The following is a 16,703-nucleotide window of genomic DNA, read 5'->3' as shown; positions in this document are numbered from 1 at the left end:
ACTTTATCGCCCTCCCAAGGAGCCACTATCATGAAACGCCAATTACTGCTCAGCCTTACCCTGTCGATGCTAGCCAGCACTGCTTTTGCCCTGCCCGCTGCCGATCAGGCCACTCCGCAAGTCAAAGACAGCCACTCGGTGTTCAGCCAGACGCTCGCTGAAGACGGCTACGACAAAACCCCACAAGGCCAGACTCTGGCTGAAGACGGCTATGACAAGACCCCTCAAGGTCAGACTCTGGCTGAAGACGGCTATGACAAAACCCCACAGGGCCAGACCCTGGCTGAAAACGGCCGCAATCGTCTCGAAGAAAAAGGTCTGGTGGAAGACGGCTACGACAAGACTCCCCAAGGTCAAGCCCTCGCCGAAGGTGGTGGTGATCGTGTAATCGAACGCAACAGCGCCGTGAGCTGAGCCTATGACGGCCCAGCGAAAAAGCCCAATCAGCGGATTGGGCTTTTGACTTTTCAGCTTCTGTGAATCCCTCGCTGCATGACTCCCCGTTCGACGCCGACAAAGCCGATTTGCTAGAGTGCGGCGCTTGTCCTGCCGAAGAACACACCCTGCGATGCTGCCCCGCGCCGAACAGAAACAACAGACCCGCAACGCCCTGATGGACGCTGCCCGCCACCTGATGGAAAGCGGCCGAGGATTCGGCAGCCTGAGCCTGCGCGAAGTGAGCAAGACCGCCGGCATCGTGCCCACCGGTTTCTACCGGCACTTTGCCGATATGGACGAGTTGGGTCTGGTACTGGTCAGCGAAGTCGGCCAGACCTTCCGCGAAACCATCCGCCTGGTGCGGCACAACGAATTCGTCATGGGCGGCATCATCGACGCTTCGGTGCGCATCTTCCTTGATGTGGTCAACGCCAACCGCTCGCAATTCCTGTTTCTCGCCCGCGAACAATATGGCGGCTCGCTGCCGGTGCGGCAGGCGATCGGACGCCTGCGGGAGAACATCAGCGCCGACCTCGCGGCGGACCTGGCGCTGATGCCCAAGCTGCAACATCTGGACATCGCCGGTCTGAGCGTGATCGCCGACCTGATCGTCAAATCGGTGTTCGCCACCCTCCCCGACATCATCGACCCGCCCGCCGAGGCCTTGCCGGAGCATCTGACGCCGCAGGCGAAGATCACCCAGCAACTGCGCTTCATCTTTATCGGCCTCAAGCACTGGCAAGGGCTGGGCAGTACCGAGTAATCCCCTTCTCTATCTGACACAGCGCAAAGCCTCTGTGGGAGCGAGCCTGCTCGCGAAAGCGCTGGGTCAGCTGAATACATCTGTCTGACACGGCGCATTCGCAAGCAGGCTCGCTCCCACATTGAACATCCGTCACGGCATCGAATTGGTGCATGACAAATCCTTCATGCACCAAAACCTTCCAGAATCGCCGCGCCTGTTGAAAGATCAGGCAAGCGCCGACAGCTATTTCCTACAGATCACCCGATTGGCGCGGCGCTTGCTCTAGCCCATTCAACGTTCATTGCTGGAAGCTTTCCGATGCTGGTGATTCATCGCAGAATCGACCCTCAACCCGTCTGGGCCGCCGAGCTGCACCTGACCTTCGAAGCGCGCAGCAAAAGCCGTTTGCGCTGTTTCAGTGCCGAAGGCGAAGACGTCGGGTTGTTTTTGGAGCGCGGCCAGCCACCGCTGTATGACGGCGAATGCCTGCAGGCTGAAGACGGCCGTGTCGTGCGCGTCTGCGCCCGCCCTGAACAACTGCTCCATGTCACTTGCGCCAATGCGTTCGAACTGACCCGCGCGGCCTATCACCTCGGCAACCGCCATGTCGCCCTGCAAGTCGGCGGTGGCTGGCTGCGCCTGCTCGACGATTACGTGCTCAAGGCGATGCTCGAACAGCTCGGCGCGCAGGTCGAGGCTATCGAAGCGCCGTTCCAGCCGGAACACGGCGCTTACGGCGGCGGCCATCATCATTCCCGCCACGGCGACGAAGACTTCAACTACGCGCCGAAACTCCACCAGTTCGGCGTGCGCCTGTGAATCCGGCCTGGGCGCTGCTGCGTCTGGCCAGTCCGCAATTGCCGATTGGCGGCTACAGCTATTCCCAGGGTCTGGAAATGGCGGTGGATAATGGCCGGGTCCACAACCCGGACGCCGCCCGCCGCTGGATCAGCGATCAACTGCTGCTCAACCTCGCGCGCTTCGAAGCGCCGCTGCTGTTGGCGCATTGCCAGGCCGCAGCAGATGAAAACTGGGCCGAATTACGACAACTCTGCGAGAGCCACCGCGCCAGTCGCGAAACCCGCGAGTTGCATCTGGAGAGCCGGCAGATGGGCTACTCCCTGCAGCAGTTGTTGAACGGTTTGCCGGAACTCGATGCGCCCGCCCGCGACTTTCTTGAACAGACCACAGAACCGCATCTCGCCCTGTGCTGGGCACTGGCGGCACGCGCCTGGGGCATCACCCCGCAGGACGCTCTTGCCGCGTGGCTGTGGAGCTGGCTGGAAAACCAGCTCGCCGTGCTGATGAAAACCCTGCCGCTGGGCCAGCAAGCCGCGCAGCGCCTGACCAGCGAACTGCTGCCGCTGCTGCAACAGGCGCAGCACGACGCGACCCACCTCAACCCCGAACACATCGGCAGCGCCGCGTTTGGCCTGTCTCTGGCGTGCATGGCCCACGAGCGCCAGTACAGCCGTCTCTTCCGCTCTTAGGGCTGTTTATTTTGGAGAATGAAATGGATACACAACCTCTGCGCGTCGGCATCGGCGGCCCGGTCGGTTCCGGCAAAACCGCGCTGACCCTGGCCCTGTGCCTGGCCCTGCGCGAGCGTTACAACCTCGCCGTGGTCACCAACGACATCTACACCCGCGAAGACGCCGATTTCCTGGTGCGCAACGAAGCCCTCGCGCCGGAGCGGATCATCGGCGTGGAAACCGGCGGCTGCCCGCACACGGCGATCCGCGAAGACGCCTCGATCAACCTCGAGGCGGTCGATCAACTGAACCGGCGTTTTCCCGGGCTGGATCTGATTCTGGTGGAATCCGGTGGCGACAACCTCTCGGCGACCTTCAGCCCGGAGCTGTCCGACCTGACCATCTACGTGATCGACGTCTCCGCCGGCGACAAGCTGCCGCGCAAGGGCGGCCCGGGGATCTGCAAGTCCGACCTGCTGGTGATCAACAAGATCGACCTCGCGCCACTGGTGGGCGCCTCGCTGGAAATGATGGACAGCGACACCAAACGCATGCGCAACGGCAAGCCGTTCGTTTTCAGCAACCAGAAAACCGGTCAGGGCCTTGAAGAAATCATCGCCTTCATCGAACGCCAGGGCCTGCTGACCGCCGCCTGATCCACTTATCAACAAGGAAGCTTATCCATGACACTCAAACGCATTCTTGGCGCTCTGGCGTTGCTGCTGACACCGGCACTGGCCTTCGCTCACCCGGGGCATGGCGACAGCGGCCTCGTCGCGGGCATCAGCCACCCGATCGGCGGTCTCGATCACTTGCTGGCAATGCTCGCCGTCGGTTTGTGGGCCGCGCAGCAACAAGGCGCGGCGCGCTGGGCGCTGCCGTGCACGTTTGTCGGCACCATGCTGCTGGGCGGCCTGCTCGGTTTTGAAGGGCTGGAGTTGCCGGCGCTGGAAAGCGGGATTGCTGCTTCGGTATTGGCGCTGGGCCTGGCCGTGGCACTGGCCGTGCGTCCGCCGCTGGTGATGGCGGTGGCAGCGACGGCGCTGTTTGCGCTGTTCCATGGCGTGGCGCATGGGCTGGAGCTGCCGGAAATGAGCAGCCCGTGGGCGTATGCGGCCGGGTTTGTCGCGGCGACAGCGGTTTTGCATGCGCTCGGTTATGGCGTGGTGCGAGTTCTTCCGCAGGCAGCGGCGCCGCTGGTGCGGTTGGCGGGTGCGGCTTCGGCGGCGACTGGGGTGTGGTTGCTCGCAGGCTAATCTCTATCGCCTGAGCCGGCCTCATCGCTGGCAAGCCAGCTCCCACAGGTTATTGGGTAAGTCCACAATTGTGTGAACACTCAATTTCCTTGTGGGAGCTGGCTTGCCAGCGATGACGGCCGATCAGACACCAAACCTTTAAAGGCTGCCTCTCTGCTACCATGTCGCGCAATCGCCCCAGCCCGTGACGCCCGCCCATGCCCCACGCTTCCCGCTCCACCGCCCTGCCCGAATTGACCGCCCTGTTTGGCCAAGTGCAGCAGCATTTCCTCAACGTGATCGTGCCGCTGTGGCAAGGCCCGGGCTGGAATGCCGACATGGCGTTGCCCTATGAGGCGCTGGACGCTACACACCAGCCGTTGCCAGTGCAGCGCTATCGGGCGATGGCCTGCGCACGGCAGCTGTATCTGTTCTCCAGCCTGATCGGGGTTGTGGATAACGCCGAAGTCCGCGCCGCCGCGTTGTTCCGTTCGCTGCAACGGCATTTCCATGATGCCGAGCACGGCGGCTGGTTCTACAGCATCGACGCACAGGGCAAGCCGCTGGACCAGCGCAAGGATCTCTACACCCACGCCTTCATCCTGTTCGCCTGCGCGCATTACTGGGACAAGTCCCGGGATTCGCTGGCCGAGTCGACATTGAACGCCGCGCTGGAAATCATCGGCCGCCGATTCGCCACCGGCGACGGTTTGTACGAAGCCTGCCTGGAGCGTGACTGGCTCACCCTGCAAACCGGGCCACTGCAAAATCCGCTGATGCACTTGGCCGAAGCCTTTCTGGCCACTCTGGCGGTGCGCGAAGACCCGCAAACGCAGAAGGCCCTGCTTGAGTTATGCACAGCCATGCACAAGCAATTCGTCGATCCGCAATATGGCGTGTTGATGGAGAAGCCACTGGGTGCTGTGGATAACTGGTACGAGCCGGGGCACCAGTTCGAATGGTATTTCCTGCTCGAATCGTCGGCGCTGTTGCGCGATTCGAAACTGCACCGGGCGCTGGATCGGGCGTTTGCCTTCACCGAGCAGTACGGCGTGCTGGAGTCCTGCGGCGCGGTGCGAGCGATGCTTGATCTGGAAAGCAATGGACGGCCAAGGGATTCGACCCAACGGATCTGGGCTCAAGCCGAATACCTGCGCGCGCTGACCTTGCGGGCGGACAGCGAAGCGGTGGTACTGCGCCAGTTGCAGGCGTTGCAGCAGCGGTTTCTGCATGCCGGCGGCTGGCATGAGTGTCGCGATGAGAATGGAGAGGTCAGTCGCAAGGACATGCCTTCGACCACGCCTTATCATTTGGCGACTTGCTACCACGGCTTGGCTGCGTATCTTCGCTGACCGAACAATTGCTATCGCGAGCAGGCTCGCTCCCACATTTTGGAATGCATTCTCCTGTGGGAGCGAGCCTGCTCGCGAATGGCCTCAGCGCGGTATCAAGCCTTGTTACGCTCGATGGCAAACCCGGCCCAGGTCTGGCTCACCGGCATCAGTTCGAGGCTATTGATGTTGATGTGCGCGGGGGTGTTCATCACCCAGAAAATCGTCTCGGCGATGTCCTGCGGCTGGATCGGCTCGGCGCCGGCGTAAGTGGCGTTGTAGCGTTCCTGGTCACCGGCAAAACGTACCAGCGAGAACTCGCTTTCGCACAGGCCGGGTTCGATGTTGCTGACCCGCACGCCAGTACCTTGCAGGTCGCAACGCAGGTTCAGCGAGAACTGTTTGACGAAGGCTTTGCTCGCGCCGTACACGTGGCTGCCCGGGTACGGGTAGTTACCGGCGATGGAACCGAGGTTGACGATACCGGCGCCACGGCCGTGGGCAATCAGCCGTGGCAGCAGCAGGCGAGTGGCGTACATCAGGCCTTTGACGTTGGTGTCGACCATGGTGTCCCAGTCATCCAGATCGCACTTGGGCGCCGGATCGACGCCGAGCGCCAGGCCGGCGTTGTTGATCAGGCCACGGAGTTTGGCGAACGACGGCGGCAGGTTGGCGATAGCCTCCTCCATCGCTTTGCGATCGCGCACATCGAGAACCAGACCATGCACTTCGGTCTGCTTCGACAGTTCGGCGCACAGGGCATTGAGGCGTTCTTCACGACGGCCGGTCAGGACCAGCTTCCAGCCAGCCTCGGCAAAACGCCGGGCACAGGCTTCACCAAAACCGGACGTCGCGCCGGTGATAAACAGGGTGTCGGACATCGTGTTCTCCTTGCTTCGGCCGCCACGGCAGCCCTTGGAATAGAAAATCAGCAGGCAGCATGCCCGCCCTCGCGAATACGGGCAACACTTGCCAGCTGTACAAAAATCAACCAAGTGCGCCAAGACCTTAGCCTGCGTGGCCTGCAGCCATGTGCACGCATGTTATCCACAATCTGCTCCACAGTTTCCGGGGGCAAGTTCAAACGTTCAAAGCCGCGCCACACAAGGCTTTGCGGGCGAAATGGAAAGTTTTTTGCTTGACCGTGAGGCGGGCGATGTGCGGGACAGGGCATTTTGCACGACGGACGGTATCACCGGGTGATTGCGCGAGGCCAGCAATTACGGTGCTCCGCGAGGTCTTTCCAGAGTTTAGTCACAGACTTATCCACAGGCTTGCGCACATGGAATTGCCATGTCTCTCCTCCCCAGAAAAAGGTTGACAACGACGCCGCGCGCTCCAGCAAAAATGCCTGATCAAAAAACAAACACATCCCTGCAAGCCACGTTTCATAAGGCTTGCAGCCAGATACACCCACGTTATTCACAGCCAGCTCCACAGTAACCGGGGACAAGTCAAAACTGTGGAAAAACAGCCATTTGCAGCGTCTATATGTCGCGCTTTGGCAGCTTGGGGAATTTGTTTTCCACAATTCTGAATTCCGCTTGATGTCATGTCTTGATTCCATGTAGGAGCTTCCGAAGGCTGCGATCTTCTGATTTTTTTAAGATCAAAAGATCGCAGCCTTCAGCAGCTCCTACACAGTGAGTTTGAAGGATAAAAAAGCCCCGGGACTCTTGTCGCCGGGGCTGTGTGCAACCGCGAGAAGAATCAGTGCCCACCAAGATAGGCGTTACGCACCTCCTCATTCACCAGCAGTTCTTTGCCGGTGCCGGTCAGGCGAATCTCGCCGTTGACCATCACATACGCCCGGTCCGACAGCTTCAGCGCATGGTTGGCGTTCTGCTCGACGAGGAAAATCGTCATCCCGGTTTTCGCCAGCTCGCGCAGCGTGGCGAAGATCTGCTTCACCACGATCGGCGCCAGACCCAGGCTCGGTTCATCGAGCAGCAACAGCTTCGGCCGGCTCATCAGCGCACGGGCGATGGCGAGCATCTGCTGTTCACCGCCAGACATGGTCATCGCCCGCTGATTGCGCCGCTCCTCAAGCCGTGGAAACAGCTCGAACATGCGCTGCATGTCCTCTTTGGCGTACTTGTCGCCAATCGGGATGGTGCCCATCAGCAGGTTTTCCTCGACGGTCATGTCGGGGAAAACCCGCCGCCCTTCCGGCGACTGCGCGATACCGTTGGAGGCGATGTAGTGCGAGGACTTCTGCGTGATGTCGACGCCCTGATAGAGAATCTGCCCGCCCGCCGCTCTCGGCTGGCCGAAGATCGACATCAGCAAGGTCGACTTGCCGGCGCCGTTTGAGCCGATCAGGCTGACGGTCTCGCCTTCGTTGATTTGCAGAGAAACGCCTTTGAGCGCCTGAATCGGGCCGTAGAACACGTCCAGATTGCGCAGTTCGAGGATCGGTTGGCTCATACCAGCTCCTCTTCATCGGCGCCCAGGTAGGCCGCGATCACTTTTGGATCGTTACGGATCGCTTCCGGTCCGCCCTCAGCGATGACGATGCCGTGGTCCAGCACCACGATGTGGTCGGAAATGCTCATGACCATGCCCATGTCGTGTTCGATCAGCACCACGGTCAGATCGTGCTCGTCGCGCAGCAGCCGGATCATCGCGCTGAGCGCTTCGGTTTCCTGAGGATTGAGGCCGGCGGCCGGTTCGTCGAGGCAGATGATCTGCGGCCGCGTGCACATGGCCCGGGCGATCTCCAGACGCCGTTGCTGGCCGTACGAGAGTTCACCGGCGAGACGGTTGGCGCAGTCCACCAGATCGACTACTTCGAGCCAGTAGAACGCGACATCCAGCGCATCGCTCTCGGCCTTGCGATAGCCCTTGGTGTTGAGGATGCCGGCGAGCATGTTGCGGTTGACCCACATGTGCTGCGCCACCAGCAGGTTTTCCAGCACCGACATTTCCTTGAACAGGCGAATGTTCTGGAACGTACGGGCGAGACCGGCACGGTTCACCAGGTGAGTACCGCCAAACATTTTGTAGTACATGCGGCTGAGGAAGGATTTCGGCGAGACGAAATCGGTCGCTTTGAACGACTCGCCCAGCAACTGGATGACGTTGGTCTGCTGGCCGCGCACATTGAGTTCGATCTTGCCGCCCGTGGCCTTGTAGAAACCGGTCAGGCAGTTGAACACCGTGGTCTTGCCAGCACCGTTGGGGCCGATCAGGGCGAAGATCGAATTGCGTTTGACCTTCAGGCTGACATCGCTCAAAGCCTTGATGCCACCGAAATGCATCATCAGTTTTTCAACAGAGAGTACGACTTCACTCATGGCGCAGTCCTCTCGTAGTGAATGGCACCTTTGCGTGGTTTGACCCCGGTGCGGCTGATGCGGATCAGCCCGCGTGGTCGCCAGATCATCATCAACACCATCAGGATGCCGAACAGCAGCACGCGGTATTCAGCGAAGCCACGCAGCAGTTCCGGGGCGACGGTGAGCACGAATGCGGCGATGACCACGCCGATGGTCGAACCCATGCCGCCGAGCACGACGATGGCGAGGATCAGCGCCGATTCGAAGAAGGTGAACGAGGTCGGGTTGACGAAGCCTTGATAGGTGGCGAAGAACACCCCGGCCAGACCCGCCGTCGACGCACCGATGGTGAACGCCGAGAGCTTGACCAGTACGTGGTTGAGGCCCATCGAGCGGCAGGCGATTTCATCTTCACGCAGGGCTTCCCAGGCGCGACCGACCGGCATCTTCACCAGCCGATGCTTGACGTACAACACCGCCAGCACCACCAGGAACAGCACCGCGTAGATGAAGTAATACTTCACGTCGGGGTTGTAGGTCAGGCCGAAGAACTCATGAAACGGCACCCCGCCATCCTTCGCCCGCTTGCCGAACTCCAGACCGAAGAACGTCGGCAATGGCGCCGGCATGCCGTTCGGGCCGCCGGTCAGGGACAGCCAGTTGTTCAGCACCAGACGAATGATTTCACCAAAACCCAGGGTCACGATCGCCAGATAGTCACCGTGCAGACGCAACACCGGGAAACCGAGAATGCAGCCAGCCAGGCCTGCGGTGATTGCCGCCAGCGGCAGCACGGTCCAGAAACCCAGACCGAGATACTGGTAACCCAATGCCAGACCGTAGGCGCCGATGGCGTAGAACGCCACGTAACCGAGATCGAGCAGCCCGGCCAGACCGACCACAATGTTCAGCCCCAGCCCCAGCAGCACGTAGATCAAACCAAGGATGACCACCCCCAGCAGATAGGAGTTGGAGACAAACGGCACGATGATCGCCAGCACGATAATCAGCGGGATGATCCAGCGCAGCCGTGATTTGTAATCCGCCGGCAGCACGTGCACACCGGAACCGCTGCTCTCGAATCCGTCGAGGATCTTCAAGCCTTTGGGTGTTTGCAGGAACAGGCTGAGGGCAAAGCGACCGGCCATGACGATGGCAATGATCCACGCCACGCGAGTCGCTTCGAGGTTGAAGCTGTAGCCGTCGAGGACCACGCCGACAATCGGCCCGAACACGATCAGCGCAATCAGGCCGGCAAGAATCGCCTCGACCAGACTTTTTTTGATATCGATGGATTTTTCAGTGGTTGCAGACATCGCTTACACCTTCGACACAAGAGGACGGCCCAACAGGCCCTGCGGCCGGAAGACCAGTACGAGGACGAGCAGCGAGAAACTGAACACGTCTTTGTAGTCGGAGTTGACCAGACCGGAGAACAGCGACTCGGAGATGCCGAGGATGATCCCGCCGAGCATCGCGCCGGGCAGTGAACCGATGCCGCCCAGCACCGCTGCGGTGAACGCCTTGATGCCGATGATGAAGCCGGCATAGAAGTCGAACGTGCCGTAGTTCATGGTGATCAGCACACCGGCCAGTGCCGCCATGGCTGCACCGATGATGAACACGTAGGAAATCACCCGGTCGGTGTTGATCCCTAGGATCGAGGCCATCTTGCGGTCTTGCTGGGTCGCACGGCACATGCGGCCGAGCTTGGTGTATTTGATGATGTAGGTCAGCAGCCCCATGCCGACAAACGCGGCGATCAGGATGAAGACTTTGGTGTAGGTCAGTTGCACGAAGCCGGTGCCGACTTCAACACGCCAGGCACCGGTCAGCAGCGTAGGCACGCCCTGTTGTTTGGCGCCCTGAGCGATCTGTGCGTAGTTCTGCAGAATCAGCGAAATACCGATAGCGCTGATCAGCGGCGCCAGGCGGGTCGAGTTACGCAGGGGTTTGTAGGCAACACGCTCGATGACCCAGCCATATACCGCCGTGACGACGATGGTGAAGATCAGCGTGCCGAGCATCAGCAGCGGGAAGGATTCGATACCGAAGTAAGCCAGCAGAGCCAGACTGATTGCCGCCAGGTAAGCGGAAATCATGTAAACCTCGCCGTGGGCGAAGTTGATCATGCCGATGATGCCGTAGACCATTGTGTAGCCGATGGCGATCAGGCCATAGACCGACCCGAGGGTCAGGCCATTGACCAGTTGCTGCAGGAAAATACCATCCATAACGCAATCTCACGCAGTGAGAACCTGCGCGCCCATGACGCGCGGTTCTTCTAGGAAAAATACAGATGTACGTCGGAGCAATGTCGGAGCGTGATCAGCCCGATCGCCACTGAATCCTGTGGGAGCTGGCTTGCCAGCGATAGCGGTGGATCAGCCAACTTGTGTGTCGATTGACCTGACGCCATCGCGGGCAAGCCCGCTCCCACAGGGTTTCAAGTGAGCCGAGTGATCGCTTCAGCCCTTACTTCTGCTTTTCCAGCTGGTGGTATTTGCCGTCCTTGTCCCACTGGTAAACCACGTAGTCGGAGACTTTCAGGTCGCCTTTGGCGTCCCAGGTCTTCTCGCCCATCACGGTTTTCACCGGGTTGGCCTTCAGCCACTTGGCAGCGGCTTCGCCGTCGTTTTTCTTCGCGCCATTGAACGCTGCCGCCAGGGTCTGAACCGAGGCGTAAGCGTACAGGGTGTAGCCTTCAGGCTCGGTGCCGGCCTTGCGGAACGCGTCCACTACGGTCTTGCTTTCAGGCAACAGGCGCGGGTCGGCGCCGAAGGTCATCAGCACGCCATCGGTGAATTGCGGGCCGCCAGCGGTGGTCACCAGTTCGTCGGTCACGATGCCGTCGTCGGACATGAACTTGACGTCTTTCAGACCTTGTTCACGCAGCTGACGAACCAGCGGACCGGCTTCCGGGTGCAGGCCGCCGAAATAGACGACATCGGCGCCGGCGCCACGGATCTTGGTGACGATGGTGCTGAAGTCTTTCTCGCCACGGGTCAGGCCTTCGTACAGCACAGGCTTGACGCCGCGTTTTTCCAGCTGAGCCTTGGTGGCGTCAGCCAGGCCTTGGCCGTAGGTGTCCTTGTCGTGCAGCACGACGACTTTCTTGCCCTTGAGCATGTCGACGATGTAGTCGCCGGCAACGATGCCTTGCTGGTCGTCACGTCCGCACATACGGAACATGGCGCTGAGGCCGCGTTCGGTCACTTGCGGGTTGGTCGAGCCCGGAGTGATCGCGATGATCCCGGCTTCGTCGTAGATTTCCGACGCTGGAATGGTCGAAGAGGAGCAGAAGTGACCGACCACGCCGGCGACTTTCTGGTTGGTGAGGTCCTTGGCGACCGTCACTGCCTGCTTCGGTTCGCAGGCGTCGTCGCCTTTGACCAGGACGATTTTTTCCCCGTTGACGCCACCCGCCGCGTTGACCGCATCGGCCGCCGCCTGTGCACCCTTCATGTACTGCTCGCCGAATGCCGCGTTGGCACCGGTCATAGGACCCGCTACACCGATCTTGATATCAGCTTGAGCAAACGCAGAAACACCCAGCGCAGTAGCGACTGCGAGGGCCAGAAAGCCTTTCTTGTAAAACGTCTGGGACATGAGGTGGTGCTCCAAGGTTTTTTTTAGTTGGCACTGCGACTTCACTTCACTCAAAGCTCAGAGCAAGGCCCGTGCCATCGGTTTTTTATTCTTCAAAAAGTCGCTGCATTGTTGTTATTTCGACTGTTTCGGTCCCATTTTCATTGGGCGTGCAACCGTCTAAACCGCGGAAGGTGAAACCATTTGTTTTTTCAGGCGCAACCCGCACGCGCCATCATTGCAACCGCAGCGACAAACGACGTGCAACCAGCCTGTAACAGCCCGCGTCACCGAACTGCACACTGCTGGTGCGGGACTGCTACAACCCGCACCATTACAGGCTAGTCGCTGGATGCAAAAGCGCCGCTTGCGGCAACAAATTTCAACACTCAAATAACGATGCGCAGGCACTGGCCCGCGTGATACAGGGAAAACCCGGCCTCGTACAGGCAACTGCGCAAGCCCACACCGGCCAGGGGCTGCATGGGTGCGAAGGGAATCGGCAGTGCCTGCGGATCGCCGTTGCACAGGTAATCGGCGAAGGCTTTGCCGACGACCGTGCCGGTGGTGACGCCGCGACCGTTATAACCGGTGACGGCCACCAGTCCCGGCGCCGGCTCGAACAGGCGCATCAGGTGATCGGGGGTAAACGCAATGCGCCCGGTCCAGGTGCACTGCCACTCGACCGGCTTCAGATTGGGGAAGTAATGCTGCTGCACCCGATCAGCCCAGGCCTTGAGAAACCAGGTCGGTTTCTGGTTGCCATTGCCGAGGCTGCCGAGCAACAGGCGCCCGTCCTTGTCGCGACGGATGCTGCTCAATACCTGACGGGTGTCCCACGAGCCCTGCCCGCCCGGGAGAATTTCTTGCGCAGCGTCTTCGGTAAGTGGCACCGAGGCGACCTGGTAGTAATAGCCGGGAAAGAAATTGCGCTTGAGCTCGGTCCAGTCGCCTTCGGTATAGGCATTGGAGGCGATGACCACTTGTTCAGCGAGTACCGAACCTTGGGCGGTTTGCACCGACCAGTTCTGCCCGATGCGCTCGAGGCGAGCCACTGGCGAATGATCGAACATCTGCCCGCCGAGCCCGCGCACGGCATTGGCCAGCCCGGTGACATAGGCCATCGGATTGAGCGTGCCGGCGCGGCGATCGAGCAAAGCCGCGGCGATCTTTTGCGTGCCAGTGGCTTGCTCGCAAGCCTTGCCGGTCAGCAGTTCGACCGGCGCGCCACGACGTTTCCACTGCTGCTCGCGACTGCGCAGATCCGCCTCGCCCTTGGCGTTATGCGCCATGTGCAAAGTGCCTTCGCGGCGCAATTGGCAATCGATAGCGTATTTATCCACAAGGCTGAACACCAGCGCCGGCGCCGCACCGAGCATGCGGTTGAGCTGACTGCCGACCGCCTCGCCGAACCCCGCTTCGATCTCGTCCGGAGGAATCCACATGCCGGCGTTGACCAGCCCGACATTGCGCCCGGAGCCACCGTGCCCTGCGCGATGCGCTTCCAGCACGCAGACGCTTTTGCCTTTTTCCAACAGATGCAGCGCCGCTGACAACCCGGTGAACCCGGCGCCGATCACACAGACATCGACCTTGACCTCGCCCTTGAGCGCGGTGTTATCCGGGCGTTGTGGCGTGAGCGTTTCCCACAGACATTCTTCGCGTAACGGCATTGCCAGACTCCAACAGAAACCCAACAAACACACAAACCTGAGTGAGCCCCCTGTGGCGAGGGGATTTAGCGAAACGTCGCACCGCCCCGCTGGGTCGCGGAGCGGCCCCAAAATTTCAAAAGCGACGACTGCTTCGCAGCCGAACGGGGATAAATCCCCTCGCCACAGTGCTCACTCCTACAGAGGATCTCCACCTGTCAGTCGAATGTAATGCCCTGCGCCAACGGCAATTCCAGCGAGTAGTTGACGGTATTGGTCTGCCGCCGCATGTACGCGCGCCAGGCATCGGAGCCGGACTCACGGCCGCCGCCGGTTTCTTTCTCGCCACCAAAGGCGCCGCCGATTTCCGCGCCGCTCGGGCCGATGTTGACGTTGGCGATGCCGCAGTCGCTGCCGACCGCCGACATGAACCGCTCGGCCTCACGCACATCGGTGGTGAAAATGCACGATGACAGGCCTTGCGGCACGGCATTGTTCAGGCGCAGCGCTTCCTCGAAATCGCTGTAGCCGACCACGTAGAGAATCGGCGCAAAGGTTTCGCTGCAGACCACATCGCTCTGCTCGGGCATTTCCACGATGGCCGGCGACACGTAATAAGCATTGGGGAATTGCTCTTCCAGTTGGCGCTTGCCACCGAACACCCGGCCGCCTTCGCTCAGCGCCTGTTCCAGCGCATCCTGCATGTTTTCGAAGCTGTGCCTGTCGATCAGCGGGCCGACCAGATTGCCTTGCAGCGGATGGCCGATGCGTACTTTCGAATAGGCAGCCTTGAGGCGGGTGACGATTTCTTCCTTCACCGATTCATGAGCGATCAGACGGCGCAAGGTGGTGCAGCGTTGCCCGGCGGTGCCGACGGCGCTGAACAGAATCGCGCGCACTGCCATGTCCAGATCGGCGCTCGGGCCGAGGATCATCGCGTTGTTGCCGCCCAGTTCGAGAATGCTGCGGGCGAAACGCGCGGCGACTTTCGGCGCCACTTCGCGGCCCATGCGCGTGCTGCCGGTGGCGCTGATCAGCGCAACACGCGGATCATCGACCAGCGCTTCGCCGGCATCGCGACCGCCGATCACCACCTGGCACAGGCTCGGTGGGGCATCACTGAAATTTTTCACTACGCGATCAAACAGCGCCTGACAGGCCAGCGCGGTCAGCGGGGTTTTCTCTGATGGCTTCCACACCACCGGGTTGCCGCAGACCAGCGCCAGGGTGGTGTTCCACGCCCACACTGCGACCGGGAAGTTGAACGCGCTGATGACGCCGACCACGCCGAGCGGATGCCAGGTTTCACGCATATGGTGGCCCGGGCGCTCGGAGGCGATGGTCAGACCGTACAACTGGCGCGACAGGCCAACGGCGAAATCGCAGATGTCGATCATCTCCTGTACTTCACCCAGGCCTTCCTGAGTGATCTTGCCCGCCTCCCACGACACCAGCTCGCCGAGATCGGCCTTGTACTCGCGCAACACTTCACCGAACTGACGCACCAGCTCACCGCGACGCGGCGCCGGCACCTTGCGCCAGTGCTCGAATGCATGATCTGCGCGACTGATGTGTTGCTCGACTTCGGCAGCGCCCTCCCAGTTCACCGAGGCAATTTCACTGCCATCGATGGGCGAATGCACCGGCACCTTGCCGTTCTGGTACAGGGCCGGGTTGACTCCCAGACGATCAAGCAATGCGGCTACCATCGGTCTCTCCTCAAGCAAAAACAGAATGTGTGCGGCCATCCTTTGCATGGCCGGGCAGGCCTTTAGTTGTAGCCTCACTGCGGCGATGCAACAAACGACCTTTACGCCAGATATCATTCCGTTTATTCATGCTGCCTTGAGAAAGACAAGAAAAAGGACTGGCCATGCTGAACAAACGCCACTTGCCCTCGATCACCGCGCTGCAATGCTTCGAGGCCGTGACCCGGCACCTGAGTTTTACCCGCGCCGCCGAAGAGCTGAACCTGACCCAGAGTGCGGTGAGCAAACAGGTCGCACAGCTTGAAGAACTGTTGCAGCACTTGCTGTTCCGCCGCGTGCGTCGGCGCTTGCAGATGACGCCGGCCGGGGATTTGTATCTGGTCGAGGTCAGAAAAATCCTCAGCCAAGTGGAGATGTCGACGCATTACCTGCGTTCCTACGGCGGCGAAACCGAAGTCTTGCGCGTCTCCACCCCGTCAACCTTCGGCGCCCGTTGGCTGGTGCCGCGCCTGAAAGGCTGGCGCCTGCGCCATCCGTCGATTCATCTGGATCTGTGTAACGAGCAGGAAGCCGACGATCTGTTGCAGGGGCGCAGCGATCTGGCCTTCTATTTCGGCCAGGCTTCGCGTCCGGGCACCGAATGCCTGAAATTGTTCGGCGAACAACTGGTGCCGGTCTGCGCCCCGGGCAGCCTGCCGGACACGCCATTCACTGACCCGACGCAACTCACCGACCTGGTACTGCTGCAAAATGCCTCGCGACCGCAGGCCTGGCACGACTGGTTCGACAGTCAGGGCTACCACACCGAACACAGCTATCACGGGCCGCGTTTCGAAACCTTTTACATGTGCATCCGCGCCGCCCAGGTCGGCTGTGGCGTGGCGCTGCTGCCACGGTTTCTGGTGGAAGAGGAATTGGCCGAAGGCAAACTGGTCATACCCTGGCAGCATGCGATGCCCAGCAGCGATGCCTATTACCTGGCCTACCCGGAGCACGCGGCGGAAGTGCCGAAGGTGCGGGATTTTGTGAAATGGATGCTTGAACAAATCGATAGCCCGGTGTGAGGTCAACCGGGATCCCTGTGGGAGCGAGCCTGCTCGCGAAAGCGTCGGGTCAGCCACATCATCTTTAACTGACACACCGCATTCGCGAGCAGGCTCGCTCCCACAGTGGATCTGCGGCGCTCTGAAAAAATGCTGGCAATCCCCACCGCCGATATGCGCCACTAGCGCCATCGATATAGACCGCGCCAGGC

General features: G+C 60.7%; 16 protein-coding genes. 8 read left to right on the top strand and 8 right to left on the bottom strand.

The window, feature by feature from the left end; genetic code table 11:
- The first annotated feature begins 30 nt into the window (after window positions 1-30).
- The 7 genes from AB9L16_RS02500 (at window position 31) to AB9L16_RS02470 (ending at window position 5,242) form a co-directional block, all read left to right on the top strand.
- The gene (locus tag AB9L16_RS02500) at window positions 31-414 is read left to right on the top strand and encodes a hypothetical protein (protein WP_041480705.1); all 384 of its coding nucleotides are present in this window, start codon (window positions 31-33) and stop codon (window positions 412-414) included.
- A gap of 154 nt (window positions 415-568) precedes the next feature.
- Entirely contained in the window at window positions 569-1,201 is a 633-nt protein-coding gene (locus AB9L16_RS02495) for a TetR family transcriptional regulator (protein ID WP_056787610.1), read from the top strand.
- A gap of 300 nt (window positions 1,202-1,501) precedes the next feature.
- Window positions 1,502-2,002, top strand: a complete 501-nt coding sequence (ureE, locus tag AB9L16_RS02490; protein WP_056787607.1) for an urease accessory protein UreE — start codon at window positions 1,502-1,504, stop codon at window positions 2,000-2,002.
- Window positions 1,999-2,673 carry an urease accessory protein UreF gene (locus AB9L16_RS02485; RefSeq protein WP_315435383.1) on the top strand — a complete coding sequence of 225 codons (675 nt, stop codon included), beginning with the start codon at window positions 1,999-2,001 and terminating at the stop codon, window positions 2,671-2,673. The genes ureE and AB9L16_RS02485 overlap by 4 nt, the downstream gene beginning before the upstream one ends.
- A gap of 23 nt (window positions 2,674-2,696) precedes the next feature.
- Complete coding sequence (ureG, locus tag AB9L16_RS02480) at window positions 2,697-3,311, top strand: urease accessory protein UreG (RefSeq protein ID WP_016771910.1); 615 nt, start codon at window positions 2,697-2,699, stop codon at window positions 3,309-3,311.
- 27 nt (window positions 3,312-3,338) lie between these two features.
- Window positions 3,339-3,911: a HupE/UreJ family protein gene (locus AB9L16_RS02475; RefSeq protein WP_123443929.1), complete on the top strand. Its 573-nt coding sequence runs from the start codon at window positions 3,339-3,341 to the stop codon at window positions 3,909-3,911.
- A 197-nt stretch (window positions 3,912-4,108) separates the two neighbouring features.
- Window positions 4,109-5,242 carry an AGE family epimerase/isomerase gene (locus AB9L16_RS02470; RefSeq protein ID WP_256808248.1) on the top strand — a complete coding sequence of 378 codons (1,134 nt, stop codon included), beginning with the start codon at window positions 4,109-4,111 and terminating at the stop codon, window positions 5,240-5,242.
- A 95-nt stretch (window positions 5,243-5,337) separates the two neighbouring features.
- Here the strand turns inward: AB9L16_RS02470 and AB9L16_RS02465 are convergent, their stop codons facing one another.
- From AB9L16_RS02465 to AB9L16_RS02430, 8 genes are all read right to left on the bottom strand, one after another.
- Window positions 5,338-6,102, bottom strand: a complete 765-nt coding sequence (locus tag AB9L16_RS02465) for an SDR family oxidoreductase (protein WP_016771914.1) — start codon at window positions 6,100-6,102, stop codon at window positions 5,338-5,340.
- A gap of 829 nt (window positions 6,103-6,931) precedes the next feature.
- The gene (locus tag AB9L16_RS02460; protein WP_016771915.1) at window positions 6,932-7,648 is read right to left on the bottom strand and encodes an ABC transporter ATP-binding protein; all 717 of its coding nucleotides are present in this window, start codon (window positions 7,646-7,648) and stop codon (window positions 6,932-6,934) included.
- Window positions 7,645-8,517, bottom strand: coding sequence for an ABC transporter ATP-binding protein (locus AB9L16_RS02455; RefSeq protein WP_041480710.1), 873 nt, complete (start codon window positions 8,515-8,517; stop codon window positions 7,645-7,647). Before AB9L16_RS02455 ends, AB9L16_RS02460 begins: the two co-directional genes overlap by 4 nt.
- A complete protein-coding gene (gene livM / locus AB9L16_RS02450; RefSeq protein WP_016771917.1) occupies window positions 8,514-9,815 on the bottom strand; it encodes a high-affinity branched-chain amino acid ABC transporter permease LivM in 1,302 nt (433 codons plus the stop codon). Before livM ends, AB9L16_RS02455 begins: the two co-directional genes overlap by 4 nt.
- 3 nt (window positions 9,816-9,818) lie before the next feature.
- On the bottom strand, window positions 9,819-10,733 hold the full coding sequence (locus tag AB9L16_RS02445) for a branched-chain amino acid ABC transporter permease (protein WP_041480712.1): 915 nt from the start codon (window positions 10,731-10,733) through the stop codon (window positions 9,819-9,821).
- A 241-nt stretch (window positions 10,734-10,974) separates the two neighbouring features.
- Complete coding sequence (locus AB9L16_RS02440) at window positions 10,975-12,108, bottom strand: ABC transporter substrate-binding protein (protein WP_041480713.1); 1,134 nt, start codon at window positions 12,106-12,108, stop codon at window positions 10,975-10,977.
- A gap of 368 nt (window positions 12,109-12,476) precedes the next feature.
- Entirely contained in the window at window positions 12,477-13,760 is a 1,284-nt protein-coding gene (locus AB9L16_RS02435; RefSeq protein WP_310219186.1) for an FAD-binding oxidoreductase, read from the bottom strand.
- Between the two features lie 197 nt (window positions 13,761-13,957).
- On the bottom strand, window positions 13,958-15,448 hold the full coding sequence (locus tag AB9L16_RS02430; RefSeq protein ID WP_024011383.1) for an aldehyde dehydrogenase family protein: 1,491 nt from the start codon (window positions 15,446-15,448) through the stop codon (window positions 13,958-13,960).
- Between the two features lie 164 nt (window positions 15,449-15,612).
- Here AB9L16_RS02430 and AB9L16_RS02425 point away from each other — a divergent pair, with 164 nt between their 5' ends.
- Window positions 15,613-16,512: a LysR family transcriptional regulator gene (locus AB9L16_RS02425; RefSeq protein WP_071174249.1), complete on the top strand. Its 900-nt coding sequence runs from the start codon at window positions 15,613-15,615 to the stop codon at window positions 16,510-16,512.
- Window positions 16,513-16,703 lie beyond the last annotated feature (191 nt).

This window comes from Pseudomonas sp. LW8 (genome assembly GCF_041956865.1).
Taxonomy (GTDB): Bacteria; Pseudomonadota; Gammaproteobacteria; order Pseudomonadales; family Pseudomonadaceae; genus Aquipseudomonas; species Aquipseudomonas siliginis.
The sequence above is the reverse complement of the archived record's forward strand: the minus strand, read 5'-3'. Positions and strand labels throughout refer to the sequence as shown.